This is a genomic window from Sphingobium sp. IP1, from assembly GCF_002708645.1.
In the GTDB taxonomy this organism is placed as follows: domain Bacteria; phylum Pseudomonadota; class Alphaproteobacteria; order Sphingomonadales; family Sphingomonadaceae; genus Sphingobium; species Sphingobium yanoikuyae.
In genome coordinates this window covers 24510-48076 of the sequence record NZ_NOIW01000008.1, presented here as the reverse complement: position 1 = coordinate 48076, position 23567 = coordinate 24510, and the positions used below count along the sequence as shown (strand labels likewise).

The following is a 23567-nucleotide window of genomic DNA, read 5'->3' as shown; positions in this document are numbered from 1 at the left end:
TCTGGCTGAATGGGTGAACGGGCCCGCTGTAGTTGCCCGCTCTACCCCATGGCAGCGCCCATCTTCCACTCAAGGCGCATGCGGCCCAGAAGCGGCTGCGCGATCAGCCTGTGCGTCCCGGGGGAAGGCCATGTCTTATTCCTTCCCATGGAACTGTGTGGTAATTTTCAGAAGTGGAAAATGACGCCAGCCATGGGACGGAAACTGTCCCAATCATAGGCGTCGACCTGCACGCGCAGGCGCACGCCGCTGCTGCCAGTGACCCCGCCGAGGCCGATCTCCTTTGGCCCCACTTCGACACCCGCACCGTACATCCAGTCCTTCTCGTCGGGCCAGCCGCCTTTGCCATTGACCCACTGATAGCCGGCCGAGGCGTAGATCAAACCGCTCTCGCCTGCACGGGCGCCTACACGGCCCTTCACGCCATATTCCCAGTCGATGTCGCTAAAGCCCTTCGAGGCGTTCCCTTCCACCCCGACGAACACCGGCCCGAGTGGCACATTCACGCCCGCGATGCCGCTGATCAGGGCGCCGTTCATGATCGTCTCGCCCGGAACGCTGCCGAACTCGGTCCCGCGGTCGAAAGTGTGATAACCGCCGAGAATGCCGACATAGGGTTCAATACCGAAGGCTTTGCTGCCATCGGGTGCGGTGTCGTCCTGAGCCATGGCAGCAGTCGGCAGTGCCAGGCAGCCCAGCAATGGGAGAATGATCTTCTTCATGATGTACGTCCCTGTTTGATTATTTCCACGAGGCTCAAACTAAAGGGCATGCACCGGGGTTGCCGCGTGCGAAAACAATAATGCTTATGTTGCAATTTTGACACTATCAGGGCGCGTTCGCCAATGTCTATTGAGGCAGAAGACATGGATGGAGCAGCATTCGAAATATTTATTTCGATATCGTCATGGATTTAGCGGCGGGATTTTCATGAAGCCGTCCGCCGCAACATGATGGCCTTTCTTTTTAACTTGGATTAAATTTCTTGTTTTGTGATTGTGAGATGTTTTTCCGCCTCCGTCAGTCCATGGTGAGCGTTGACGCGAGCCGGGCGGATCGCTGCCCGCAAGTGAGCCAGTGGCCATGCGCCCAGTATATTCACGCATTTTCATGCTAGAGGGGCCGCGATGAATGCGCGGATCCTGACCAGGGGACTATCCCGACATAGGCTTGCGATTAGCTGCGCCATGTTCTCGATCGCACTGTTGATCCTGGGCGGGGCTCAGCCTGCGCGCGCTGAATTGCTACGCATTGGCGATCCTCTATGTCATGCAGTGAGCCGATCGATCGCCCCTGACGACACGCGCCCCTCCCATTTTGTCTGCAATGGTGATCCTGATGGCTATCAGAAGGGCACATTGTGGCTCCATGCCGCCTTGCCCCAGGGCTCGCGCGATCATGAGGATCTGTCGCTGATCATCCACAGCTCTCGATTTGATCGGCTGGTCGTGCGCTTCATCTATCGTGACGGTGCCGTCGAGCAGCAACATGTCCGGAGCGGCAATTTCGGGACCTATTGGAGAGCTGGCGGCCAACTCGCGTTCCGCGCGCCCTATCGCGACGTTCCTGTCGTGGCCTTCACCTTGAGATTTGACAGAGTGGCGAGCGCGCATCTCCTTCGGATGAGGCTTGTCGAGCGTGGTGAAGAAGCCACCCAGACAACTGGCCTGGCTACCTTGACCGGTGCTGCGCTCGTTCTGCTGATTGTGGGCGCGATTTATAACGCCTCACTGGCTCTTGCCGTCCGTCAGCAACATGCCGGCTGGCAGGCCGCATGGGCATGCTGCATGGTCATATGGGGGGCGTGCTGGTCGCAACTTCATCTGTTCTTCTTTCCCTCGATGGCGGGCGCGGTATCGGCCCAAATCTGCACTGGTCTCTCCTGTCTCGCCATCACGCTCGCCACTTTGAGCGCCGTCACTGCTCTTGAAAAACAGCATCTCGATGCGGGGTTGAGGCGCACCGCCCTGGGCCTCACCGCAAGCGTGTGCGCATTGGGCATCCCGCTTTCGCTGATGCGTTCGGGGCCGTTCGACATGCTCGGCAATCTGCTGGGGTTGCTGGTCCTGGCCAATCTGGCGGCGGTCGCATCCTGTATCGGCCAGGCATGGCGACGGGGAAGCAGCGCGGCGCGGCGCCTGGGTGGGGCCTGGGCACTGCCAATGATCGTCCTTGCTTCGACCAGCTTCTTCGATGCGGACGCGATGTTCTGGGGCGGTGGATCGCAAATTCTGGTCCTGTTCGCAGCGGCCTGGCAAACATTGTGGCTCTCCGCTGCCGCTTCGCGTGCTCATGCCCGGTTGCGGACGGAACGAGACGTCGCCCGTCTCGCAGAGGCTAAGGCCCATGAGCTTGCCCGCCGTGACGTTCTGACAGGGTTGCCAAACCGACGGGGTTTCATGGAAAGAACCTGCAGGATGCTCGAAGGCTTGCCTGTATCAGGCGGGCTGGTTGCCCTGCTCCTGATCGACGTCGATTGGTTCAAGTCGATCAACGATGTCTATGGTCATGAGGCTGGCGATCACGTTCTGGCAGCAATTGGCCGCTGCATCGCACAGCATGAGAATTCCTCCTGTGCCGTATGTCGTCTGGGCGGGGAGGAGTTTGCGATGATGGTCACAGGAGCTGAAGTTGGGAACATCGAGCAATTTGCACAAACCCTGCGCGGAACCTTGGCCGATCTGAGCCATGGCGACATCATCGGCAATCGCATGGTGACGGTGAGTATCGGTGTGACGGCCTCGGCATCCCGCGTTGACTTTGGCACGCTCTACCGGCTGGCAGATGAAGCGCTTTACGACGCAAAGCGTGGGGGGCGCGATCAGATCGCAATCCGCCTGGATGAGTGGGCGGGCGCTCGCCGAAATGACAGACCGCTTTTCGCCTGACGGGGTTGCAGCGGGTTGAGGTGTCCCGGCCCGGCAACGCCTCGCCTTTGGCGCGCGCCGGGCTGGCGACCATATCTCAGAGCAGAGGCCGGTCCGGCTCGAAGTTCCACAGTCGAGGCCGGTTAGAAGCATCGTGCTGCTCACGTGCGCCGCCACCGGCACGGCGCCGCATTTCTGCAAAAATTATCTGGTCGTCACTGGTATGGCGCTCGCTTTGGATGAGAAGAAAGGCTTCCATCAGGTCCCCCTCATCCCATTGCCGAACCGAACCTATTTCATTCGACATGCGTCCCAAGCTCCCTGCGCAATTGCACTATCATTGGCGGAGAAGACCTTCTTTGAGGCTATGCCCCCCATCGAAGCTTCGGTCTCATCGCCTGGCTGGCCCCCGAAACTGCTGCTGGAAACTGCTGATAGCTCATATTGGAGAACGCGAACTCCGCCACTGTGTTCCTGTGCACCATTCCAGCCCGGAGGTTGCCAGCAAGATTTTCATGGCAACCAATATGCCCAGGAAAGCCTTCTGGCACAGGCACGGATGTAAAGGAGGGATGAGGGTGGAGAGGGATTTCGAGCTCTATTATTGGCCATTGCCATTCCGCGGACAGTTCATCCGGGCCGCGCTTGCCTTTGCGGGCAAGAGCTGGAACGAACATGATGAAGGTGAGATCGCCGCGCTGATGAAAATGGCTTCGGAGGATCAGCCGGTGCCCTTCATGGGACCACCCCTCCTGATTGATAATGACACCGGATTTGCCCTGTCGCAGATGCCAGCAATCATGGTCTATCTGGCAGAACGTCTTGCCCTTGTGCATGGCGGTGCCCGCGACCGCGCCTTGACGGTCAAGCTCGTCAACGACGCGAATGATATCATTGACGAACTTACGCTGGATGGCGGCCGGCAGATGTGGACGGAGGATCGATGGGCCAGCTTTATTCCTCGGCTGGTGAAATGGATGCGCATCTGGGAGGCTGTCGGCACAAGCAACGGCCTTGAAGCTGGAAAGGGGTTCATGCTCGGCACCGCAAAACCGGATCTGGCCGATATCGTGACCGTGACATTATGGGGCACCATGGCCAGCCGCTTCGGCGCGATCGCTGCCATGCTCGCCCAACATGCGCCGGCAACGATGGGTCTGGTCCAGCGTCTGCGCGCTCATCCTGCCCTGGCGAGGCTCGAGGCAAGAAGCGTGAAGCGCTATGGCGAGGCCTATTGCGGCGGGGAAATCGAGAAGTCTCTTCGCGCAGTTCTGCCTGCCGGCGACGGTTGAAACCGAACGCTATCCCCCTTCGGTAAGGTCGCTTCGCATCTGCCCATGGGCCAGGACCGCGAACAGGCCGCTACCACCGATGATGTTGCCAATGAGTGCAGGCAGAGAGAAGCCGAACCAGGCCTGCTGGAAACTGACCTCGCCGCTCAACCAGAGGAAGCTGATCTGGGAAGAACCGGTGACGACATGCGAAAAGCCGCCAAGACCGATGACATAGGTCAGGAGGAAGATTACCCAGAATTCGCTGCCCTTGGCATTGGGCAAGGCCCACGCAATCGCGGCCATGATGAAGCCAGCCGGAATGCCCAGCATCAGGGTTTTCGACCAGTCCTGCCATTCGAGCTTGGCGAGAATATCGAGCGCCACGATGCGCTGTTCATGCGTGATGATGATCTCACCGGCCATCAGCGCGCTTACGAGCGTCACGCCGACAAGATTCCCAGCCAGCACGCAGGCCCACAGGCGCGCGAGCCTGCCCAGATTGCTAAGGCTCGGACGGGTCGCGACGGGCAGAACCGCAGTGACCGTGCTTTCGGTAAAGAGCTGAAGCCGTCCCATAATCACGATCAGATATCCGACCGGATAGCCCAGCAGGTAGATGAGGGGCGCCCATTCTGTGTCGGGCAGCCTTGCCCGCAGGAACAGTTCGGACATGAGCGACAGGGTGATCGCGAGGCCGGCGGCCAGGCCGGAAAGCATGAGCGCAAGGATCGGGCGATCCAGCTCCTCCTCGCCCTGGAGCCGCACGACCTCATGGACGACCTTTGCCGAACCCGTGCTGCGCTCCTCGACATGGGCGGCCTCTTCTGCGTCAAGATCGGGGTGCGGGCTATCCTTGCCGTCCTTCATCTGCTCCATTCCCCTGTCTGTCGAAACGACGCCTGGCCCGGTCGCCTCTTTCCTGTCCTTACTGTCCGGCACTGCGCAAGGCTCCCAGGATGAGCGCGCGATAGCTATGCTCCCTGACGCCATGGGGCGCATCCAGCCCCATGCGCTCGAGCGCGGCCGATTCCGCTTCGTCGGGCTGACCACCGCGCAGGCCGCGGGCAATCAGGGCGGCCAGTTGGGCGGGCCTAGTCGCATGGTCTGCCAGATATTGCATCACCGGCAGGAGCCGCTGCTCGATCTGCGTAAAGTCCGTGCCGAACGGGAAGGACGGAAATGTCTCCTTGGGCATGGCCGCGCTGATCCGCTCGGGGAGATTATCCCTGTACGCTTCGGGAATGTCCCAGTCGGGCGCTATCTTGCCCGCGGACCGGGCCTTTTCCACAAGTTCGCCTTGAAAGCGGCTGTCGGCGATGGCGATCAGGCGCTGGATGACCTGCTCATCGCTTTGGCCGCGCAGGTCCGCCACGCCATATTCGGTCACGACCATATCGCGCAAATGGCGCGGGATGGTTTCATGGCCATAGCTCCAGACGATATTGGACTGGGTCTCGCCCTTGTGACGCCGGGTGGCAGGCAGGGTGATGATCGAACGCGCGCCGTCGAGTTCGAGCGCCTGCGCGACGAAATTATACTGGCCGCCTACGCCGCTGACGACCTGGCCATCTTCAAGCCCGTCCGAGATCGTGGCGCCCAGCAGCGTGATCATCATGGCGCTGTTGACGAAGCGGGCCTTTTGCCGGGCCTTTCGCTTGGCCGCTTCGTTGCCGAACAGCGCATTGATATAGCTGATCTCGCGCATATGGATGCGATCGCGCAGATCCTCATCCATGTCCCGCAACGCGGCATAGAAGCTGCGCGGGCCAACGAAAAAGCCGCCATGTACGATCGCGCCATCGACTTCACGCTTGACGATGCCGGCCCTTATGAGATCGAGGAAACAGTCGACCAGCATCTCGGTCGGCGCATATAGGCCTTCCTCAAACGGGCCCATTTCCCATGGCTTGGGAGCGCCCAGCCGGTCGAGCGTTGCGCGATAGGAATCGGGCCGTTCCTGCCGGAGGACCAGGCTGTGGGCGATCGCGTCGCCGATCGCGCCGATGCCGATCTGAAGCGAGCCACCATCGGCTATCAGCGCGGCCACATGGGCGCCGATGGCGTGCTGGGCAGGGCTTACGGGTTGGCGTGGCGGCCCGAAGAGGGGAAAGCGTGTCTGCGCGCTGTCGAGAATGATTGCGAATCGATCGGACGGGATTTCGGCCGGACCGCGCATGAAGGGCAATTCGTCATTGACCTGACCGATCAGGGCAAAATCGGCCCGGCCCCGATCGCGCTCGGCAAGCAGGTCGAGGGTCATGTCGCTATTGCAGCTCAGGCTATAGCTGTTTCCCCGTCGCGCCACGATCTGCGCAACGACATTGACGCCCTGGTCGATCAGATAGCGCATCGCATGGGTATAGTTGGCTGCAATATAGTGGCGCTGTGCATCTCCATTGCCGAGCCGGCTGCCGGCCTGGAAGAAAAATTCATTCACCTCGATATTCGCCGGCATCTCGCCCGCACGCTGCGCCTGCGCATAAGCAAAGCGCGGATATCCGCCCATTGTCCGCTCGAACACGGGCTCGAGGAAACGACGCTCGAGGTCCGTGCCAAGCGAGGGCTGCTCGAGGGTGAGCGCCGTGAAGATACGCAGCCTGATGGCGCGATCAGCGCTGGCACGGGCGAAGAGGGCATTGACGATATGAGGCGCCTTGCCCAGGCCCAATGGCAGGCCAAGGACGATATGCCCGTCAGTGCGAGCGATGATGCGGTCGGCGACCTCCTCTGCCGAGCGAAGTTCGAGAAGACCGGTCCCGCCGGTCCTCATTGCAGCATGTCCCAGCCCGGATCGGGCCGGAACCGCTCGCCATGGGCTTCGCGCAGCCCTTCCAGCACGGCTTTGACTTCGCCAATCCCGCGTGCGTGGGCATAATGGAGCGGTCCGCCGCGGAAGGGCGCAAATCCGGTGCCGAAGATCATGGCAGCGTCGATGATATCTGGATCGTCGGTCACCTGCTCGCGCAGGGTCGCGGCCGCCATGTTGAGCATCGGCATGATGAGGCGGTCCGCCATCTCCGGCGGGGGCTGCGGGGCGCTGTTCTTGACCGCATGGCCGTCCTTCCAGGCATATATGCCTTTCCCGGCTTTCCGGCCCAACTGACCCGCCGAGACCTTGTCTGCCAACCATTGCGGCGTGGCAGGCATGGGCCAGTCCAGTTCTCGCTTGAGCATGGCGGCAACTGCAAGGCCGATATCGAGGCCGACCTGATCTGCAAGTTCCAGCGGGCCCATGGGCATGCCGAAATCCATTGCCGCCCTGTCGATCGTCTCGGGCGCGATGCCCTCGTCCATCATCGTCATCGCCTCGACCAGATAGGGGGTAAGGATCCGGTTGACGATGAAGCCGGGGGCGCTACGGGCCGGGGCCGGCAGCTTGCCGATGATGCCGATAAAGGCTCTTGCACCTGCCTCGACCTGCGGATCGACCCCGTCATGGCTGATGACCTCGACCAGATCGAGCCGCGACACAGGATTGAAGAAATGGATGCCGATCAGCCGCTCGGGATGGCGTAACCCCTCGCGCAATTGCTCAAGCGGAATGGAAGAGGTGTTGGTCGCCAGGATTGCGCCGTCCTTCATACGTGGCTCGGCGCTCGCATAGAGGGTCCGCTTGAGATCAACCTTTTCCGGGGCTGCCTCGATCAGAATGTCGGCCTTGGCGATGCCCGCACCATCCGGGTCGGGGATCAACCGATCCAGCGCATCGCGAACCTTGAGCCGATCTCCATGGGCGAGCTTTTCGTACAGTTTCGCGGCTCGGCCAAGAGCAGCGCCAATCGGCTCGGGCTTCACATCGGAAATGCTGGTGCGAAGGCCGCGCCAGGCGCACCAGGCCGCGATGTCGCCGCCCATCGCGCCCGCGCCGATGACATGGACATGGGCGATCGTCTTCGTTTCCGGCCCAGCCAGTCCCTTGAGCTTCTGGCGCAGGAAGAAGGCGCGTATGAGATTTTGCGCGCTATCGCTCATCATGAGATGCGCGAAGGAAGCGACCTCCGCCTGTTTCATCGCCTCCCGGTCGCCACCATGAGTTTCCCACAGGTCGATGAGCGCATGGGGCGCGGGATAATGGGCCAAGGGTGCCTTGGCCTCAGCCTGGCTGCGCATCTGCCGCGCCGCCAGATGGCGGACTGGCGCGGCGTCTTTCAATCGATCCAGCAATGCCTGCCGACCCTGGTCCATCTCTCCTGCAACTGCGGCCATGACGGCAGCGTGGACGTGGCGTTCAGGGACGACCGCATCGACCAGCCCCATGTCTTTCGCGCGCTTGGTATCGATCGACTTGCCGGTCAGCATCAGTTCCATCGCCGCGATCGGATCGCATAAATGGGTAAAGCGCGCTGTGCCGCCGAGACCTGGATGCAGGCCAAGCTGTATTTCGGGGAAGCCGAGCCTTGTCCCTTCGATGGCGATGCGCTGATGGCACGCCAGCGCGACCTCAAGGCCGCCACCCATGGCATAGCCGTGGATGACCGCAATGGTCGGAAAGGTCAGCGCTTCGAGCCGATCGACGATCGCATGTGCGGCGGCGATCCGGTCCCGCACCATCGCCTCGTCGCGCATGTCACGAAACTCGCTGATATCCGCGCCGGCAAGAAAACCCTGTTTCTTGCCTGATCGAATGACCAGCGCCTTGGGCGCGCGGTCGGCGATCATGCCGAGTATATGGCCAAGCTCTTCAAGCACGGCATGGGACAGCAGATTGGTATCCGTTCCCTGCTGATCGAGGATAGCCCAGCCAATGTCTTGGGCGTCGCGCGTGAAGCTCCAGTGATGCAAGGCATCAGGGCGATGGGGCGCGGGACCGGTCTCCAGATCGCGATCGGCAAGAAAGGACCAGACAGGATCGTTCATCATGGCCTCCTTCACAGCCGTTCGATCAACATGGCGCCGCCCTGGCCGCCGCCAATACATTCGGTGGCGATGCCGCGCCTCAGCCCGAGCCGCTCCATCGCCTGCACCAGATGCAGTGCGATCCGCGTGCCACTCGTGCCCACGGGGTGCCCCAGGGAAATCGCGCCGCCATCGACATTGAGGCGCGAGGGATCGATGCGCCCGGCCGCCCCCTCAAGGCCCAATATGGTGCGACAGAATGCTTCGTCCTCCCATGCCGCAAGACATGCCAGCACCTGTGCAGCGAAGGCTTCATTCAATTCCCACAGGTCGATGTCCGCCAATCCATGACCGTTGCGCTTGAGGAGTGCCGTCGAGGCGAGCACCGGACCCAGGCCCATGATGGCTGGATCAAGCGCCGACCACTGGCTGTCGACGATCCGCGCACGGGGCATAAGGCCATGGCGCTCGACCGCCTCTTGCGAGGCGAGGATGGTCCAGCAGGAGCCGTCGCTGATCTGCGAACTATTGCCCGCAGTGACCTTCCCATAAGGGCGCTCGAAAACCGGCTTCAGCGTCGCGAGCTTTTCTGTGCTGCTGTCGGGCCGCACCCCATCATCCTGGGAATATACGGTTCCATCCCTGGCAAAAGCAGGAAGAAGTTCCCCCTCCAGCCATCCCTCCGACTGCGCCCTGGCAAGACGCTTGTGGCTTTCGACGGCATAAGCGTCCGCCTCCGCCCTCGATATGGAGAAGAGGTGCGCCAATATTTCGGCGGTCTGGCCCATGCCAAGATCGGTGATGGGATCAGTTAGGCCGCGTTCCAGTCCGATGATGGGCTTGAGGAAGTCGGGACGAAATCCGCTGGCCGCTTTCAGCGAGGCCAAGGGGCTGGTCTTGTCGCCCTGCATCGCGGCGAACCATTGGACGGCATCCTGGCGAAACACGAGCGGGGCGTGACTGAGCGCTTCGGCACCGCCGGCCAGGATGAGGTCGCTGCCGCCATCGGCGATATAGCGGTAGGCGGTGTCCATCGACTGCATGCCCGAACCGCAATTGATCTGAACGGTAAAGGCGGTCGTCTGCGTCCCGCAGCCCAGACGCAGGGCAGCGACGCGCGCCGGATTGGCTTCATCGGCGATGACGTTGACGCACCCCAATATGACCTGATCGAAATCCGCGGGGGCAAATTTCTGCCTTAGCAGGAGGGGGCGCCCACATTGTACCGCCAGGTCAACAGGCGTGAACGGGCCGGGGCCGCCGCGCGCTTTGAGAAACGGTGTGCGGGCGCCATCGACAATATAGACCGGCCGGCTCATTCGGCGGCCTGTGCCAGGTCCGATGCAGCGGGATTGCGCCGCAGCTCCTCGGGTGCAAAATCATCCACGGCGATGACGTCCGCGACCGCGCGATCGGCCTCTTCAAGCTGCGCCAGTTCTGCGCTCGACAGCAGGCCGCGCTCGCGCGCCTTGGCCCAATCCTTGATCCGCGCCTTGCGCAGCCGGTCATGGATCGGCTGGGTGTCGACCATCAGGCGAAAGGCTTCGGTCAGGCGGGCGACGGGTTCTTCCGGGCCGCCGATGAACACATTGTCGATCAGCCGTTCGCGCGCTGGGCAGGGTTCCAGGATGATCTGCGCGCACTGACGGATGGTCCGGTCGGTCGGGCCATGGCGACGGCGGCCAAAGGGGAGGATGAACAGGCGCAGCATCCAGCCCACGGGCCGCGCGGGGAAATTCTCGATGATCTCGACGAACCTTTGTTCGATCGTCGCGAAGCCGCTGTCCATGCACCAGGCGAGCAGGGGAAGGTCATCATCCTGTCGCCCTTCATCCTCCCACCGCTTGAGGGCGCCGGAAAGAAGATAGAGTTCGGACAGTATGTCGCCCAGCCGGGCAGAGAGGAGTTCCCGCCGCTTGAGCTCACCGCCTAGCGTCAGGAAGGCAATGTCGGATATGAACGCAAAGGCCGCCGCATAGCGGCTCATCTGGCGATAATAGCGGGTCGCGCGCCCGGCCTTGGGCGCCGGCGCAAACAGGCCGCCGGTCCAGTTGCGCGCGAAAGCGCGGATCGCGGTCTTGAGCGCGTGGCCGACATGCTTCCACAGCACATCGTCGAACTGCGCCAGCGCCCGCCCGCGATTGGCATCTGCGACCGCGCGGATCTCCTTGAGCAGATAGGGGTGGGAGCGGATCGCGCCCTGGCCGAATACCATCAGGCTGCGGGTGAGGATATTGGCGCCCTCGACCGTGATGCCGACCGGGATCGCGCGATACTGGTTACCCAGATAATTATTGGGCCCGTCGATCACGCCCTTGCCGCCATGCACGTCCATCGCGTCGTTGATGACGGTCCGCATGCGCTCGGTCGCGTGCAGCTTGAGGATCGAGGAAATGACGGCGGGGTGGTTGCCCTGATCGAGCCCCGCGCAGGTCAGGCGGCGGGCGCCATCGAGCAGATAGGCATTGGCCGCGATCCGCGCCAGCCGCTCCTGTATCCCTTCGAACTTGCCGATCGGCAGGTTGAACTGGGAGCGGACCCGCGCATAGGCACCGGTCGTATGGGCAGCGAAGGCGCCGGCGGCGGCAGACAGGGAGGGCAGGGAAATGCCGCGGCCGGCCGCCAGCGCGCTCATCAGCATTTTCCATCCCTGGCCGACGCGATCCGGGCCGCCGATGATGTTGTCGAGCGGGATGAACACGTCATGGCCCTCATTGGGGCCGTTCTGGAAACTCTGCATCGAGGGGATATGCCGGCGCCCGATCGACACGCCGGGCAGGTCGGTAGGCACCAGCGCGACCGTGATCCCGATCTCCTCCTGCCCGCCCAGCAGATGGTCGGGATCGCGCAGCTTGAAGGCGAGGCCCAGCAAGGTCGCGACCGGACCCAGGGTGATATAGCGCTTGCGCCAGTTGAGGCGGATGCCCACCACCTCCTCGCCGTCCCACTGACCCTTGCAGACGACCCCTTCGTCGATCATCGCCGCCGCATCGGAGCCGGCTTCCGGGCTGGTCAGGCCAAAGGCAGGAATTTCGCGACCATCCGCCAGCCGCGGCAGCCAGTGGTGCTGTTGTTCCTTGGTTCCAAAGCGCAGGATGAGTTCGCCCGGCCCCAGGCTGTTGGGGACCATCGCGGTGACGGCCGCGGACACGGATCGGGTCGCGATCTTGCGGACAATCTCGCTATGGGCGAAATTGGAAAAACCAAGGCCGCCATGTTCCTCGGGAATGATGATGCCGAAGAATTTTTCCTGCTTGAGAAAGTCCCAGGCTTCCTGCGACAGGTCGTGCGTTTCCCAAGTCATGCGCCAGTCGTCGATCATGCCGCACAGCTGTTCGAGAGGGCCATTCATGAAGGCCTGCTCCGCGTCGGTGAGCCTGGCGGGCGGCACGGCAAGGAGCTGATCCCAATCCGGATTGCCGGTAAACAGGGCCGCGTCCCACCAGCTGTTGCCAGCCTCGATCGCTTCGCTCTCCGTAGCGGAAAGGGCGGGCAGGGCTGCCTCGACGAGGGAGAAGATCGGGCGGGTCAGGATTTCACGGCGGGCGTTGGCAAGCATCATCTCTGTCCTTTTTGCTTGCCCCATGAACGCGGAAGACCCCGTACATGATCCGTCGCGGCCTGAAGCCTTGCCTGAAACTCAGCCGCAAAATCTTGTCAGGCCGACCGCCGGTCGTACCGCAAGATTGACGATCTCTTGATATTGGAGGCGGCGCAGTGCTCGGTCGATTGCCGCCTCGCGGGATCAGGGCAGCATATCGCCAATCCGCTTTGCCAATGCGTCCATCGCGAACGGCTTGGTGACGAGCGCCATATTGGGCGCGAGCTGGCCATTGCCGATGACGGCATTTTCAGCATAGCCGGTAATGAACAGGACCTTGAGCTCCGGCAGGAGGCTGAGTGCGGCATCGGCAACCTGTCGACCGTTCATCCCGCCGGGCAAGCCCACATCCGTGATCAGCAGGTCGATTGCCACGCCATTTTGCAACAGCCGCATGGCGCCTGGGCCGTCCATCGCTTCCTGCACATCATAGCCCAGTTCCTGCGCTATCTCGACAACGAGGAGCCGAACCGTGGGCTCATCATCGACCACCAGGATCGTACCGCGTCGTGATTCATTGCTGGCCGCCTGCTCACTCAGCGATGGAATGACTGACGCGTCCTCGCTTTCCTCGTCTTCCATGAAGTGGCGGGGCAGATAGAGGCACATGGTCGTACCCGTCCCGACCTCGCTATAGATCCGCACATGGCCGCCGGACTGACGTGCGAATCCATAGATCATCGATAGGCCAAGGCCAGTGCCTTCGCCCAGCGGCTTGGTCGTGAAAAAGGGATCGAAGGCGCGGGAAATCACCTCTGGCGTCATGCCCGTGCCGGTGTCTGTCACGCAGATCGAGACATATTGGCCCGGTTCCAGATCGCGCTCGCGCGCTGCTGCGTCGTCCAGCCATTTGTTTGCGGTCTCGATCGTGATGCGCCCGCCATCTGGCATCGCATCGCGCGCGTTGATGCAGAGGTTGAGCAGCGCATTTTCAAGCTGATTGGGATCGACCAGGGTGGTCCAGATGCCGGCCTTGCCCACGGTCTCAACCTCGATCTGCGGCCCAACCGTGCGCCGGATGAGTTCTTCCAGATCGAATATCAGCCGATTGGAATTGACCGGTTTGGGATCGAGCGTCTGCCTGCGGGAGAAGGCGAGCAGGCGGTGGGTGAGCGCAGCGGCGCGGCGCACGGCGCCCTGGGCTGCGACAGAATATTTGTCGATCTCGCCGACCCGGCCCTGCGCTATGCGTATCTGCATCATTTCCAGGGCGCCGGAAATACCCGTCAGCAGATTGTTGAAATCATGGGCAAGGCCACCAGTCAGCTGGCCGACCGCTTCCATCTTCTGCGACTGGCGCAGGGCGTCCTCAGCCCTGTCGCGCTCGGCCGTCTTGGTCTCGACCTCCTCGATGAGCCTGCGACGATCCTCCTCAAGCTGGCGCTCGACAGCCTTGCGAGCTGACATGTCCTGCATCGCGCCGACCATACGCAGCGGCTCGCCGGCAGGCGTACGCAGAACATAGCCGCGATCAAGCACATCGGCATAGCTGCCGTCGCCGCGTGCGAAGCGATATTCGTCAGTCCAGTCAGTCCCCTTACCATCGATCACCGCGTGGATGCTGTCATTGATCCGCTGCCGGTCATCCGGGTGGATATGGTCCAGCCACCACTCGCCGGTCGGTTCGACATCTTCGAGCCTGTGCCCATAGGCATGCTCAAGGGCGATGTTCCAGGTCACATGATCGTCGCTGAAGTTCCAGTCCCATACCGCATCATTGGTAGCCCGTCCGGCAAGACGCAGCCGCTCCTCGACCTCCCGCAAACTGGCCTGCGCCTGGCGATCGGCCGTGACGTCCTGCACGGTACCGATAAGGCGAATCGGGGCCTGGCCCTCGAACATCGCCAGGCCCTGAGCATGGATATGTCGTTCGACCCCATCCTCGATCCCGACGGTCCGATACTCGGTGTCGAAAATGCCGCTGCCGGCCGGATCGAGCGCGGCGCGCACCGCTGCGTCGGCCCCTTCGCGATCCTCGGGATGCAGGCCCGCCAGAAAGGCGGTTTCATAGCTGACGGGGGCACCGGGATGCAGGCCAAAAAGGGCACGACAGCGATCGTCCCATTCAAGCTGTCCGGTTTGCGGCCAATAGTCGAACTGACCAAGGCGGGCCGCGCGTGTCGCGAGTTCCAGCTTTTCCCGGCTTGTGGCCAGAGCTTCGCGCGAAAGATGCGAGGCCGTTACATCGGTGGCCGTGCCGAACCACTCAAGGATATTGCCGTCATCGTCGAGGATGGGGACGGCGCGGGACGCTGTCCAGCCGATGGTGCCATCAGCCTGACGTACGCGATGCTCCAGCATGAAGGGGGACCTGGCTTCGATGGCGCGGGCGATCGCGTCCATCACGATGGAATGGTCATCCGTTGGAACATAGAGTTCAAGCCAGCGAACAGATGGTGCTTGCGTGTCGACGAGGAAACCACGTCCGTCGAGGTGGCGCATTTCCTGCCAGTCGGCGCTCATCTGATAGATTGCGTCCGAGGTCGCGCTTACCAATGCGCTGAAACGCGCTTCGCTTTTCTCCAGCCTTGCCCGTTTTTCCTCGATCCTGCGGGCGTCCGTAAACTTCTGCGTCACATCCACCGCGATATCGAGCACGCCGATGATATCGCCTGCGTCGTCGCGCAACGGACTGTAGCAGAAGGTCCACCATGTATCCTCGGCATCACCATTGCGGGTCATGACGAGGTGCATGTCCTCGACCGAAACCGTCTCGCCGCCAAGGGCTCTATCGATCAGGGGCGAGAGCTCGGACCAGATCTCGGGCCAGACATCGCACATCGATTGGCCAAGTGCTGCGGGGTGACGAGCTCCCAAAAAGGGCGCATAGGCATCATTGTAGAGGAATATCTGCGCCTCCCCCCACATGATGAACATCGGAAAATCCGAGGCGAGCGCGAGCTCGACCGTGGTCCGCAGCGAAATTGGCCAGCCGGCCTTGGCTCCCAGTGCCGTTTTCTCCCACGGGAAAGAGGCTATCCGTGTTCTGAGCGAATCCGCGTGCGTGGGCGCCGGAGAAAAAATGGAGGCCATGACTTGGGGATAGACGGACTTCGCCATCCTGTCACCGCGCACGACGGCGTTCTTTCCATCCACTTGGCGCATTTAACCTGATATTGCCGCTATTACTCGACGGCTTCAGTCCTGGGGGCGGCCGATCCTGCGCGGTTATCGCTGTTAACCTCATCCGCGCCGGTCTTGTCGGCCCTGAAATAGCCGATCGCAACCACAATGAGCAGAACCGCAATGACGAGCGCGAGGCTTGTCACCAATATGGAGCGGGTCACGGTGGTACGCGATCCGCTGCGTGCCTCGACTTTCGACAGATGGGTCACCGTTTCGCCGTCTTCCTGTCGTTTCTCCATTTTCTCTCTCCTTGCCCTCTGCCTCATGTCAGCGACGGGTTGGGGCTATCCGCCAGACGCTGTTGGATAGATCATCGGCGACCAGGAGCGCGCCATGGACCAGATCATAGCTCACGCCCACCGGCCGTCCGCGGGCATGTCCATCCTTGATGAACCCGGTCAGGAAATCCTGGGGCTTACCGGTCGGCCGCCCATTGGCGAAGGGAATGAAGACCACTTTATAGCCGGCGAGATCCTGCCTGTTCCAGCTGCCATGCTCCCCGACGAAGGCGCCCTGCGCATAGGTGGGGCCAAGACCGGGGCTTGTTACAAAGCTGATACCGAGTGCCGCGACATGGGATCCCAGGGCATAATCGGGCCGGATCGCGCGTCGCACCATATCGGCATTCTGAGGATGCACCCGCGGATCGACATTCTGTCCCCAATAGCTGTAGGGCCAGCCATAAAAGGCCCCGGGGCGAACCGCAGTCATATAATCGGGCACCAGTTGCGGTCCGAGCTCATCGCGTTCGTTCACCACGGCCCAGAGCCGGCGCGTCTGCGGCTCAACTGCAAGGGCTGTCGGATTGCGGATGCCCGAGGCATAGGTGCGATGCATGCCGGACTGGCGATCAACCTCCCAGATGACGGCGCGATCTTCCTCCACCGCCATGCCGCGTTCGCCGACATTGCTGTTGGAGCCGATACCGACGTAGAGTTTCGATCCGTCCGGGCCAGCTGCCAGCGACTTGGTCCAGTGATGATTGATGCGCGAGGGCAATCTGGTCACCTCAACGCCCGGTATGGTGATGCGCGTTTCGCCCTCGCGATAGGGAAAGCGCAGCAGCGCGTCCTGTGTCGCGACATAGAGCTGGCCCTCGACCAGGGCGAGGCCATAGGGTGCATTCAATCCGGTGATGAGCGTACTGCGCAATTCGGCGCGGCCATCGCCATCGGCATCGCGCAGCAGGGTGATGCGATTGCCACCCTTTACCGATGTCTTCCCCATGGCCTTGATCTGGGTCGCGATGACATCCTTGGGCCGCAGGGCGGGGGCCGATCCCCCTGACCCTTCCGCCACCAGAATGTCGCCATTGGGCAGCACCAGCATCTGGCGCGGAATGGCGAGCCCCGTGGCAAAGGCCGTCACGCTAAAGCCGGCCGGTGCCGTCGGCTTTTCATTCCCCCAGCCAGCGGGCGTCGCGATTTTCATCGGCGGCAGCAATGTCTGGCGCTGATCGGGCAGATCCGGCCGGTCGCCGGTCTGGTCAAGGCCAGGCTGGCTGCGCCCGCAGGCGGCAAGTGCCAGGAGACTGGCGCCCAGGATGAAGGCACGCACGGTCATGGCCGAACCTCCCGATAGCTCGCAAAGGCCGTCCAGCCCGCGGCAAGGGCAGCCAGGCTGCTGAGGATGGAGAGGATAAGGCCAATGGTCCCGACCGAACTCCAGCCGTCGCGGCTATGCTGGAAGGCGTTGATGAGCCCGCAGACCCACATCAGCGCCAACAGCAGCAGATAAAGGCCATGCTGCCGACGTGCAGGCCCTTTGGCGCGCGCCAGCGCGATCAAGGCCCATAGCAATACCAGGCCGCCGCCGATCAGTGCGCCGGTGATCAGCCAGGCCGAAAAATTGCTCCACTGGATTTCCGCGCTGTTGAGATAGGTGATGTCCGACAGCAGGGCAGCGGGAAACAGGGCGACCGGCCAGGCGAGCAGCAGGCCGTGAAGCGGATGGAGCAGGGGCCGGGTGCGCGGCGGGGCGCTGGGCAAGACAGGTCTCCTTGTCGAAGGAAGAACGATCCCTCGCCAATGCGCCGGCTGGCTTTTGGTTTCGCCGACACCGGCAATTCATCCACTTGTTACGAAACAGAAATGTTTGAACCGGATGCCGCTTCGCGTGTTGGCACGAAAGACGCTGCACATAGGATGCGGCGCGAAAGGGGTGACGCGGGCGCAATGCGCAATCCATGGCTCTGGACCATTTTACTGCTCGGCCTTGGCGCCTGCAATGCGCAGCAGTCGGCCCTCCATGTCTTCGGCGCCGAAGCACGGCAGGTGCGCGAGATGGCGATCCTGTTGACCATCGGCGCGGCGATCATCGTGACGGTCATGGTCCTCATCTATGTTCGTGCGCTTCGCGCTCCGGAAGGGGCGCTCAGCCATCGTAGCGGCATGCGGATCATCCTGTGGCTGGGCGCCATCGGCCCGGCCCTGATCCTTGGCGCGCTGCTTCTCTATGCGTTGCCTGCCATGCGCCCGCGCGAGACAGCGCCTGGCGACCTCACCATTCGGGTCGAGGGCGAGCAATTCTGGTGGCGGGTCGCCTATGGGGCATCACGCGCGGGGCCTGGACTTGTTTCTGCCAATGAGATCCGCCTTCCCGTGGGGCGGACGGTGATCCTTGAACTCGGCGCGCAGGACGTGATCCACAGTTTCTGGATTCCCGGTCTTGCCGGGAAGATGGACATGATACCCGGACGGACCAACAGGCTGGTTGTGCGCGCCGAAAAGGCCGGCCGCTTCCGGGGCGTTTGCGCGGAGTTTTGCGGCCTGTCGCACGCGCTAATGGCCTTCGACGTGATCGCGATGAACCCGGCTGATTTCGACGCATGGCTGGCGGGCGCGCGCGGGGCCGGCAAGGGCCTGGTCCCATCGAGGGGCCAGTCTCTCTTCGATGCGCATGGCTGCGGCGCCTGCCATGCCATCCGGGGAACCGCGCATGATGCGGCGATCGGGCCTGACCTTAGCCGTTTTGGACAGAGGCGGACGCTGGGGGCCGGGATATTGCCACCGACCACCGCCAATATCGCCGCCTTCATCCGAGCGCCCCAGATCGCAAAGCCAGGCGCGCGCATGCCCGCCTATCCCCAGCTGTCCGAGCAGGAGGCCATTGCCATTGCCCATTATCTCGAGGGGCTGAAATGAGCCTCCACGATCAGGATGACCCGGCGCTCCGCGCGGCGCAGGAAGAAAGGCTGCGCGCGGTGTGGGCGCCGCCCAGGGGGATCTTCCTGCGCTGGACCGACTGCAACAATAATCGCGTCGGCGTCTGGTATGTGCTGACCGCCTTTGGCTTCATGCTCTTTGCCGGCGTGCTCGCGCTCATCATGCGCACCCAGCTTGCCGTGCCCGACAATGATCTGGTTGGGCCTGATACCTTCAACCAGCTCTTCACCCTGCACGGCTCGATGATGATGTTTCTCTTCGCCGTGCCGATGTTCGAGGCGGTGTCGATCATCCTGCTGCCGCAATTGCTGGGCGCGCGCGACCTGCCGTTCCCTCGCCTGTCGGCCTTTGGCTACTGGTCCTTCCTGATCGGCGGGCTGTTCGTCGGGGGATCGATCTTCTTCAATGCCGCCCCTGACGGCGGCTGGTTCATGTATCCACCGCTGACCACCCGCACCGACCTGTCGGGGCTCGGAGCCGATATCTGGATGCTCGGCCTTTCCTTCATCGAGGTGTCGTCGGTCGCGGCCGCAGTCGAACTGATCGTCGGCGTGCTCAAATGTCGACCGCCGGGCATGCGGCTCAATCTCATGCCGCTATATGCCTGGTACATACTGGTCGTGGCGGTGATGATCCTCTTTGCCTTTCCGCCGCTCATCGCCGGCGACATATTGTTCGAAATGGAAAGGCTGCTCGACTGGCCCTTCTTCGATGCGCGCCGGGGCGGGGATCCGCTCCTGTGGCAGCATCTGTTCTGGATCTTCGGTCATCCCGAAGTCTACATCATATTCCTGCCCTCGATCGCGCTGTTCGCGATGCTGGTGCCGACCTTCGCCAACCGCCATCTGCTGGGCTATCCATGGATCGTGCTGGCCGCTGTGGGCACCGCATTCCTGTCCTTCGGCCTGTGGGTCCACCACATGTTCACCACCGGGCTGCCGAAGATCAGCCTCGCCTTCTTCTCGGCTGCCTCCGAAGCCGTGGCCATTCCGACCGGCGTCCAGATCTTCGTGTTCATAGCGACGCTGTGGGCTGGGCGGGTCACCTGGTCCACACCCCTACTCTATGCGACCGGCAGCCTCGCCATTTTCGTGATCGGTGGTCTTACCGGCGTGATGGTGGCAGTCGCACCGTTCGACTGGCAGGCGCATGACAGCTATTTCGTCGTCGCCCATCTCCATTACGTGCTGATCGGCGGCACGTTGATGCCGCTTTTTGCCGGCCTCTATTATTATTGGCCGTTGGTGACGGGCAAGAAACTGTCCGACCGGCTTGGCCGGATCGCTTTCTGGATGCTGTTCGTCGGCGCCAACCTGACCTTCTTCCCGATGCACCTTTCCGGGCTCATGGGCATGCCGCGGCGCGTCTTCACCTATCCTACCGAGCTGGGGCTGGGCGGGCTCAACATGGCGTCCACCCTGGGGGCCTGGCTGTTTGCCGCGGGGGTGGCGGTGATATGCGTCGATCTTAGCCTCTCGCCGCGCCGTGTTCGGGCCGTCCGCAATCCCTGGAATGCGGGCACGCTGGAGTGGCTCGCCCATCCCGAGGACGAGGACTGGGGCATAAGGTCGGTGCCATTGATCGAGAGCCGCTATCCAATCTGGGACCAGACAGATTTCGTGCGCAAGGTGGATGAGGGCCGCTTCTTCCTGCCCGATGCACAGGAGGGGCGACGCGAGACGATCGTCACGAGCGTCCTTGATGCCCGGCCACTGGCCGTGATCCGCCTGGGAACCCCTAGCATCAAGCCCATGCTGACGGCGGTCGCGCTCGGCGGGGTCTTCATCCTCACCACCTATCATCTCTACTGGGCTGCGCTCGTCAGTGGCGTTGCCACACTCGCCATGGCGCTGTGGTGGCTCTGGACCGGGACGGCCGAAATTCCCGAAAAGCCGTGCAAACCGATCGGCCACGGCCTTGAGCTGCCGCTCTATCTCTCCGGGCCCTCTGCGCCAGGCTGGTGGGCGATGTTCATCACGATGATGGCCGATGCGACCGCGTTTTCCGGACTGGTCTTCGGCTATTTCTTCTTCTGGACCCGCCATGCCGATTTCCCGCCGGTCGCTCTGGCGGACGGTCCCGGCATGGCCTGGCCCATGCTCGCATTGTTCTTGGGCATCGCAAGCTGGCTGCTGACGCTAGGCGCGCGCGAGGTGCATGCCCGCAAGCATGTCGGCATGGCACGGCTCTGCCTCATGGTCGCGCTACTACTCAGCCTTGCCGGAGTCGGGGCAGGGCTCGCCGGACCATGGACCCATGGCATGGACCCGCAGGCGCACAGCTATCCTGCAATCGTGTGGACACTCGCCATCTGGGCCGCGGCCCATGCGGGCGTTGCCGTCATCATGCAGGGCTATGCACTCGCGCGCAGTCTCGCCGGGCGCATGTCCCCGGTGCATGACGCGGACCTGCGCAACGTCACCGTCTACATGCATTTCTATGCGCTGACCGCTATCGTCACCTATGCGACGATCGGCCTGTTCCCGCAGGTCACATGAGCGAGCGAGGCAAATGGCATGAGCGGCTCAAGGTCACGCTCTGGACGCTGATCGTGCCGCCAGCCATCTGGGCGGGTCATTTCCTGGCGTCCTATCTCTGGGCGGCCATCTCCTGTGCCAAGGCCGGGCGCTTTGCCAGTTTTCCGCTGCTGTTCGTCATCGGCACGATGCTTGCGCTGCTGATGATCGGGCTTTCGGGATGGATCGCCTGGGCGCAGGCACGCCTGCCGGGCAATCCGCCGCCCCATGAGGACTCGACCCGGATCGACCGGCTCCGTTTCCTGGCCAAGTCGACCTTGCTCCTGGCAGGGCTGAGCTTCGTCGGGGTGCTGTTCACGGCGCTTCCGGTCATCTTCCTGCGGGACTGCCGATGAAACGCGCCGCACTTGCCGCCGGCCTCGCGCTGGTACCGATCGGCTGGATCCTGGCTGTGCTGCCGCTTGGCATGACTGGCCACATGGCAGGCCATATGATTGCCGTGGCGATTGCAGCGCCTTTTCTTGCCCTTGGCCTTTCGCAAGGGCGGCTTGATCCTGCGCGTCTCTGGCCCGGCCTCGCAAGCCCGATGGCGATGATGTTGGTGGAACTTGTCACGGTCTGGCTCTGGCACCTGCCGGCCCTTCGCGCGGCGACAATGACGTCCCTGCCTCTGCTCGGGCTCGAGCAGTTCTGTTTCCTTGGCGCAGGTCTGCTGCTCTGGTCATCGGTGCTCCGCGCCGATCATCGGGCCGCTGGCATGGGTGCCCTGTTGTTGACATCGATGCATATGACCCTGCTTGGTGTCCTGATAGGCCTGGCGCCACGGCCTCTCTACGCGGCGGCGGATCATCATCATCTGGCCGGCATGGACCCGCTGATCGACCAGCAACTGAGCGGTGTCCTCATGCTGCTGGTTGGCGGGGCCAGCTATTTCATCGGTGGTCTTGTCCTGTTGGCGAGCCTCCTGCGCCAGAGGGGGGCGGCATGATCCTTCGCATCAGCTTGAAGCGCGCAATTGTCGCGTTGCTCGGACTTGGGGTTCTCGGCATGCTGTTCGCCTGGTCCGGGGCCATGAAGATTTCCGCGTCGTCGGGCCATTGGCGTATTACCGACTGGTTCCTTCACTGGACGATGCGCAATTCCGTGCGGACTTATGCCTGGCTGGACGCACCGCCCGATCCGCTCGACGATGAGGGCCTGGTCAGTGCAGCGGGGCATTTTCGTCAGGCCTGCCAGGTCTGTCATGGCGCGCCGGGTGTGCGTCCATCACCCGTGATGCAGCAGGCAACGCCGCCAGCGCCTGATCTTGCCCGGACGGCAGGGGAATGGCGGGATCGCGAATTATTCTGGATCATCCGGCATGGCGTCAAATTCACCGGCATGCCGGCCTGGGCGGCGGCTGATCGACCGGACGAAGTAAGGCGCATGACCGCTTTCGTCCGGCGCTTGCCGCATATGACGGCGGCGCAATATCAAGCGCTGACCCAGGCTGGCGAGGAGGGACGTCTGCCCGGCGTTGCTCCGGCAACCTTGTCGGCATGCACAAGCTGCCATGGCGTCGATGGTCGGGGGAGGGAGCAATCCGATATTCCGGTCCTGGCTGGGCAGAGCGCGGCCTATCTGGTCGCCAGCATGCGCCAATATGTGTCGGGGAAGCGCAGCAGTGCGGTCATGCAGACGGCGCTGGCAACGACCGGGCGCGAGGACATGGCGAGGCTGGCGACCTATTTCTCTGCGATGCCCGGGCTGGCGAATATTGCCACCACACGCAGTTCACCGGGGCTGGACCGTTTCGGTCAGCCCCTGCCCGCCTGCAGCAATTGTCATGCAGTCGGCAAGGCGGCGCCCATTCTTGCCGGGCAGAAGCCAGGCTATCTTGCTGCGCGCCTGCGGCTTTGGCAGCAAGACGATAATGTCATCGACGCGCGCCTGCCGCCGGACACCATGGCGATGATAGCAAGACGTATCCCGGTCGATCAGATCGATGAACTGGCACGGACCGTGGCGCAGTCCGGTTCGGACTAAGGGGCTATCGCCCGATTAGGCGTGCATGTTGACCCAGATGAAAGCCAGGATGGCTGCAACGATGAATGCGAAGACGAGGTAGAGCGCAAGGCGACTGGTGGCTTTGCGGGCAGGACGCTCCTTGTGATGGGGCATTATGATCCTTTCATGCTGATCTTCTCCCAACAACGCATGGCGGGGTTCATGGTGCCCGAAAC

Annotated in this window: 18 protein-coding genes; 7 read left to right on the top strand and 11 right to left on the bottom strand. The window is 62.6% G+C overall.

Annotated elements, in window-relative coordinates; translation table 11 throughout:
* Window positions 1-167: 167 nt before the first annotated feature.
* Window positions 168-722, bottom strand: a complete 555-nt coding sequence (locus CG471_RS04180; protein WP_099230801.1) for an outer membrane protein — start codon at window positions 720-722, stop codon at window positions 168-170.
* Window positions 723-1187: 465 nt separating this feature from the next.
* Between CG471_RS04180 and CG471_RS04175 the strand changes: the two genes are divergently transcribed.
* Window positions 1188-2888, top strand: coding sequence for a diguanylate cyclase (locus CG471_RS04175; RefSeq protein ID WP_037491889.1), 1701 nt, complete (start codon window positions 1188-1190; stop codon window positions 2886-2888).
* A 76-nt stretch (window positions 2889-2964) separates the two neighbouring features.
* On the opposite strand, the gene CG471_RS04170 is transcribed toward CG471_RS04175, so the two are convergent.
* The gene (locus CG471_RS04170; protein WP_037490766.1) at window positions 2965-3174 is read right to left on the bottom strand and encodes a hypothetical protein; all 210 of its coding nucleotides are present in this window, start codon (window positions 3172-3174) and stop codon (window positions 2965-2967) included.
* 265 nt (window positions 3175-3439) lie between these two features.
* Between CG471_RS04170 and CG471_RS04165 the strand changes: the two genes are divergently transcribed.
* On the top strand, window positions 3440-4159 hold the full coding sequence (locus CG471_RS04165) for a glutathione S-transferase (RefSeq protein ID WP_037490762.1): 720 nt from the start codon (window positions 3440-3442) through the stop codon (window positions 4157-4159).
* Between the two features lie 9 nt (window positions 4160-4168).
* On the opposite strand, the gene CG471_RS04160 is transcribed toward CG471_RS04165, so the two are convergent.
* The 9 genes from CG471_RS04160 to CG471_RS04120 all read right to left on the bottom strand — a co-directional run bounded on the left by CG471_RS04160 (window position 4169) and on the right by CG471_RS04120 (window position 17692).
* On the bottom strand, window positions 4169-5017 hold the full coding sequence (locus CG471_RS04160) for a formate/nitrite transporter family protein (protein ID WP_037490759.1): 849 nt from the start codon (window positions 5015-5017) through the stop codon (window positions 4169-4171).
* Window positions 5018-5066: 49 nt separating this feature from the next.
* On the bottom strand, window positions 5067-6911 hold the full coding sequence (locus CG471_RS04155) for an acetyl-CoA hydrolase/transferase C-terminal domain-containing protein (RefSeq protein ID WP_004209560.1): 1845 nt from the start codon (window positions 6909-6911) through the stop codon (window positions 5067-5069).
* Window positions 6908-9001, bottom strand: coding sequence for a 3-hydroxyacyl-CoA dehydrogenase NAD-binding domain-containing protein (locus CG471_RS04150; protein WP_234415677.1), 2094 nt, complete (start codon window positions 8999-9001; stop codon window positions 6908-6910). Before CG471_RS04150 ends, CG471_RS04155 begins: the two co-directional genes overlap by 4 nt.
* 8 nt (window positions 9002-9009) lie before the next feature.
* Window positions 9010-10296, bottom strand: coding sequence for an acetyl-CoA C-acetyltransferase (locus CG471_RS04145; protein ID WP_004209558.1), 1287 nt, complete (start codon window positions 10294-10296; stop codon window positions 9010-9012).
* The gene (locus CG471_RS04140) at window positions 10293-12539 is read right to left on the bottom strand and encodes an acyl-CoA dehydrogenase (RefSeq protein ID WP_004209557.1); all 2247 of its coding nucleotides are present in this window, start codon (window positions 12537-12539) and stop codon (window positions 10293-10295) included. Before CG471_RS04140 ends, CG471_RS04145 begins: the two co-directional genes overlap by 4 nt.
* A 183-nt stretch (window positions 12540-12722) precedes the next feature.
* Window positions 12723-15683 (bottom strand): PAS domain-containing protein, encoded by a 2961-nt coding sequence (locus CG471_RS04135; protein WP_004209556.1) that lies wholly within the window; start codon window positions 15681-15683, stop codon window positions 12723-12725.
* Between the two features lie 20 nt (window positions 15684-15703).
* Window positions 15704-15943 (bottom strand): hypothetical protein, encoded by a 240-nt coding sequence (locus CG471_RS04130; RefSeq protein ID WP_004209555.1) that lies wholly within the window; start codon window positions 15941-15943, stop codon window positions 15704-15706.
* Window positions 15944-15971: 28 nt separating this feature from the next.
* Complete coding sequence (locus CG471_RS04125) at window positions 15972-17267, bottom strand: sorbosone dehydrogenase family protein (protein WP_099230799.1); 1296 nt, start codon at window positions 17265-17267, stop codon at window positions 15972-15974.
* Complete coding sequence (locus tag CG471_RS04120) at window positions 17264-17692, bottom strand: DUF2231 domain-containing protein (RefSeq protein ID WP_004209552.1); 429 nt, start codon at window positions 17690-17692, stop codon at window positions 17264-17266. Before CG471_RS04120 ends, CG471_RS04125 begins: the two co-directional genes overlap by 4 nt.
* A 186-nt stretch (window positions 17693-17878) precedes the next feature.
* Here CG471_RS04120 and coxB point away from each other — a divergent pair, with 186 nt between their 5' ends.
* Genes coxB through CG471_RS04095 form a run of 5 tightly spaced genes read left to right on the top strand, consistent with a single transcriptional unit; the run spans window position 17879 to window position 23370 of the window.
* On the top strand, window positions 17879-18847 hold the full coding sequence (coxB, locus tag CG471_RS04115; protein WP_004209551.1) for a cytochrome c oxidase subunit II: 969 nt from the start codon (window positions 17879-17881) through the stop codon (window positions 18845-18847).
* Window positions 18844-21366, top strand: coding sequence for a cbb3-type cytochrome c oxidase subunit I (locus CG471_RS04110; RefSeq protein ID WP_099230797.1), 2523 nt, complete (start codon window positions 18844-18846; stop codon window positions 21364-21366). The genes coxB and CG471_RS04110 overlap by 4 nt, the downstream gene beginning before the upstream one ends.
* A complete protein-coding gene (locus CG471_RS04105) occupies window positions 21363-21740 on the top strand; it encodes a hypothetical protein (RefSeq protein ID WP_004209549.1) in 378 nt (125 codons plus the stop codon). Before CG471_RS04110 ends, CG471_RS04105 begins: the two co-directional genes overlap by 4 nt.
* Entirely contained in the window at window positions 21737-22333 is a 597-nt protein-coding gene (locus tag CG471_RS04100) for a cytochrome c oxidase assembly protein (RefSeq protein ID WP_004209548.1), read from the top strand. Before CG471_RS04105 ends, CG471_RS04100 begins: the two co-directional genes overlap by 4 nt.
* Window positions 22330-23370 (top strand): c-type cytochrome, encoded by a 1041-nt coding sequence (locus CG471_RS04095; protein ID WP_004209547.1) that lies wholly within the window; start codon window positions 22330-22332, stop codon window positions 23368-23370. Before CG471_RS04100 ends, CG471_RS04095 begins: the two co-directional genes overlap by 4 nt.
* The last annotated feature ends 197 nt before the right edge of the window (window positions 23371-23567 follow it).

Bases quoted from the DNA above. Each gene is read 5' to 3' on its own strand.
- CG471_RS04180 (WP_099230801.1), bottom strand. From the start codon at position 722: ATGAAGAAGATCATTCTCCCATTGCTGGGCTGCCTGGCACTGCCGACT.
- CG471_RS04175 (WP_037491889.1), top strand. From the start codon at position 1,188: ATGTTCTCGATCGCACTGTTGATCCTGGGCGGGGCTCAGCCTGCGCGC.
- CG471_RS04170 (WP_037490766.1), bottom strand. From the start codon at position 3,174: ATGTCGAATGAAATAGGTTCGGTTCGGCAATGGGATGAGGGGGACCTG.
- CG471_RS04165 (WP_037490762.1), top strand. From the start codon at position 3,440: ATGAGGGTGGAGAGGGATTTCGAGCTCTATTATTGGCCATTGCCATTC.
- CG471_RS04160 (WP_037490759.1), bottom strand. From the start codon at position 5,017: ATGGAGCAGATGAAGGACGGCAAGGATAGCCCGCACCCCGATCTTGAC.
- CG471_RS04155 (WP_004209560.1), bottom strand. From the start codon at position 6,911: ATGAGGACCGGCGGGACCGGTCTTCTCGAACTTCGCTCGGCAGAGGAG.
- CG471_RS04150 (WP_234415677.1), bottom strand. From the start codon at position 9,001: ATGATGAACGATCCTGTCTGGTCCTTTCTTGCCGATCGCGATCTGGAG.
- CG471_RS04145 (WP_004209558.1), bottom strand. From the start codon at position 10,296: ATGAGCCGGCCGGTCTATATTGTCGATGGCGCCCGCACACCGTTTCTC.
- CG471_RS04140 (WP_004209557.1), bottom strand. From the start codon at position 12,539: ATGATGCTTGCCAACGCCCGCCGTGAAATCCTGACCCGCCCGATCTTC.
- CG471_RS04135 (WP_004209556.1), bottom strand. From the start codon at position 15,683: ATGCGCCAAGTGGATGGAAAGAACGCCGTCGTGCGCGGTGACAGGATG.
- CG471_RS04130 (WP_004209555.1), bottom strand. From the start codon at position 15,943: ATGGAGAAACGACAGGAAGACGGCGAAACGGTGACCCATCTGTCGAAA.
- CG471_RS04125 (WP_099230799.1), bottom strand. From the start codon at position 17,267: ATGACCGTGCGTGCCTTCATCCTGGGCGCCAGTCTCCTGGCACTTGCC.
- coxB (WP_004209551.1), top strand. From the start codon at position 17,879: ATGCGCAATCCATGGCTCTGGACCATTTTACTGCTCGGCCTTGGCGCC.
- CG471_RS04110 (WP_099230797.1), top strand. From the start codon at position 18,844: ATGAGCCTCCACGATCAGGATGACCCGGCGCTCCGCGCGGCGCAGGAA.
- CG471_RS04105 (WP_004209549.1), top strand. From the start codon at position 21,363: ATGAGCGAGCGAGGCAAATGGCATGAGCGGCTCAAGGTCACGCTCTGG.
- CG471_RS04100 (WP_004209548.1), top strand. From the start codon at position 21,737: ATGAAACGCGCCGCACTTGCCGCCGGCCTCGCGCTGGTACCGATCGGC.
- CG471_RS04095 (WP_004209547.1), top strand. From the start codon at position 22,330: ATGATCCTTCGCATCAGCTTGAAGCGCGCAATTGTCGCGTTGCTCGGA.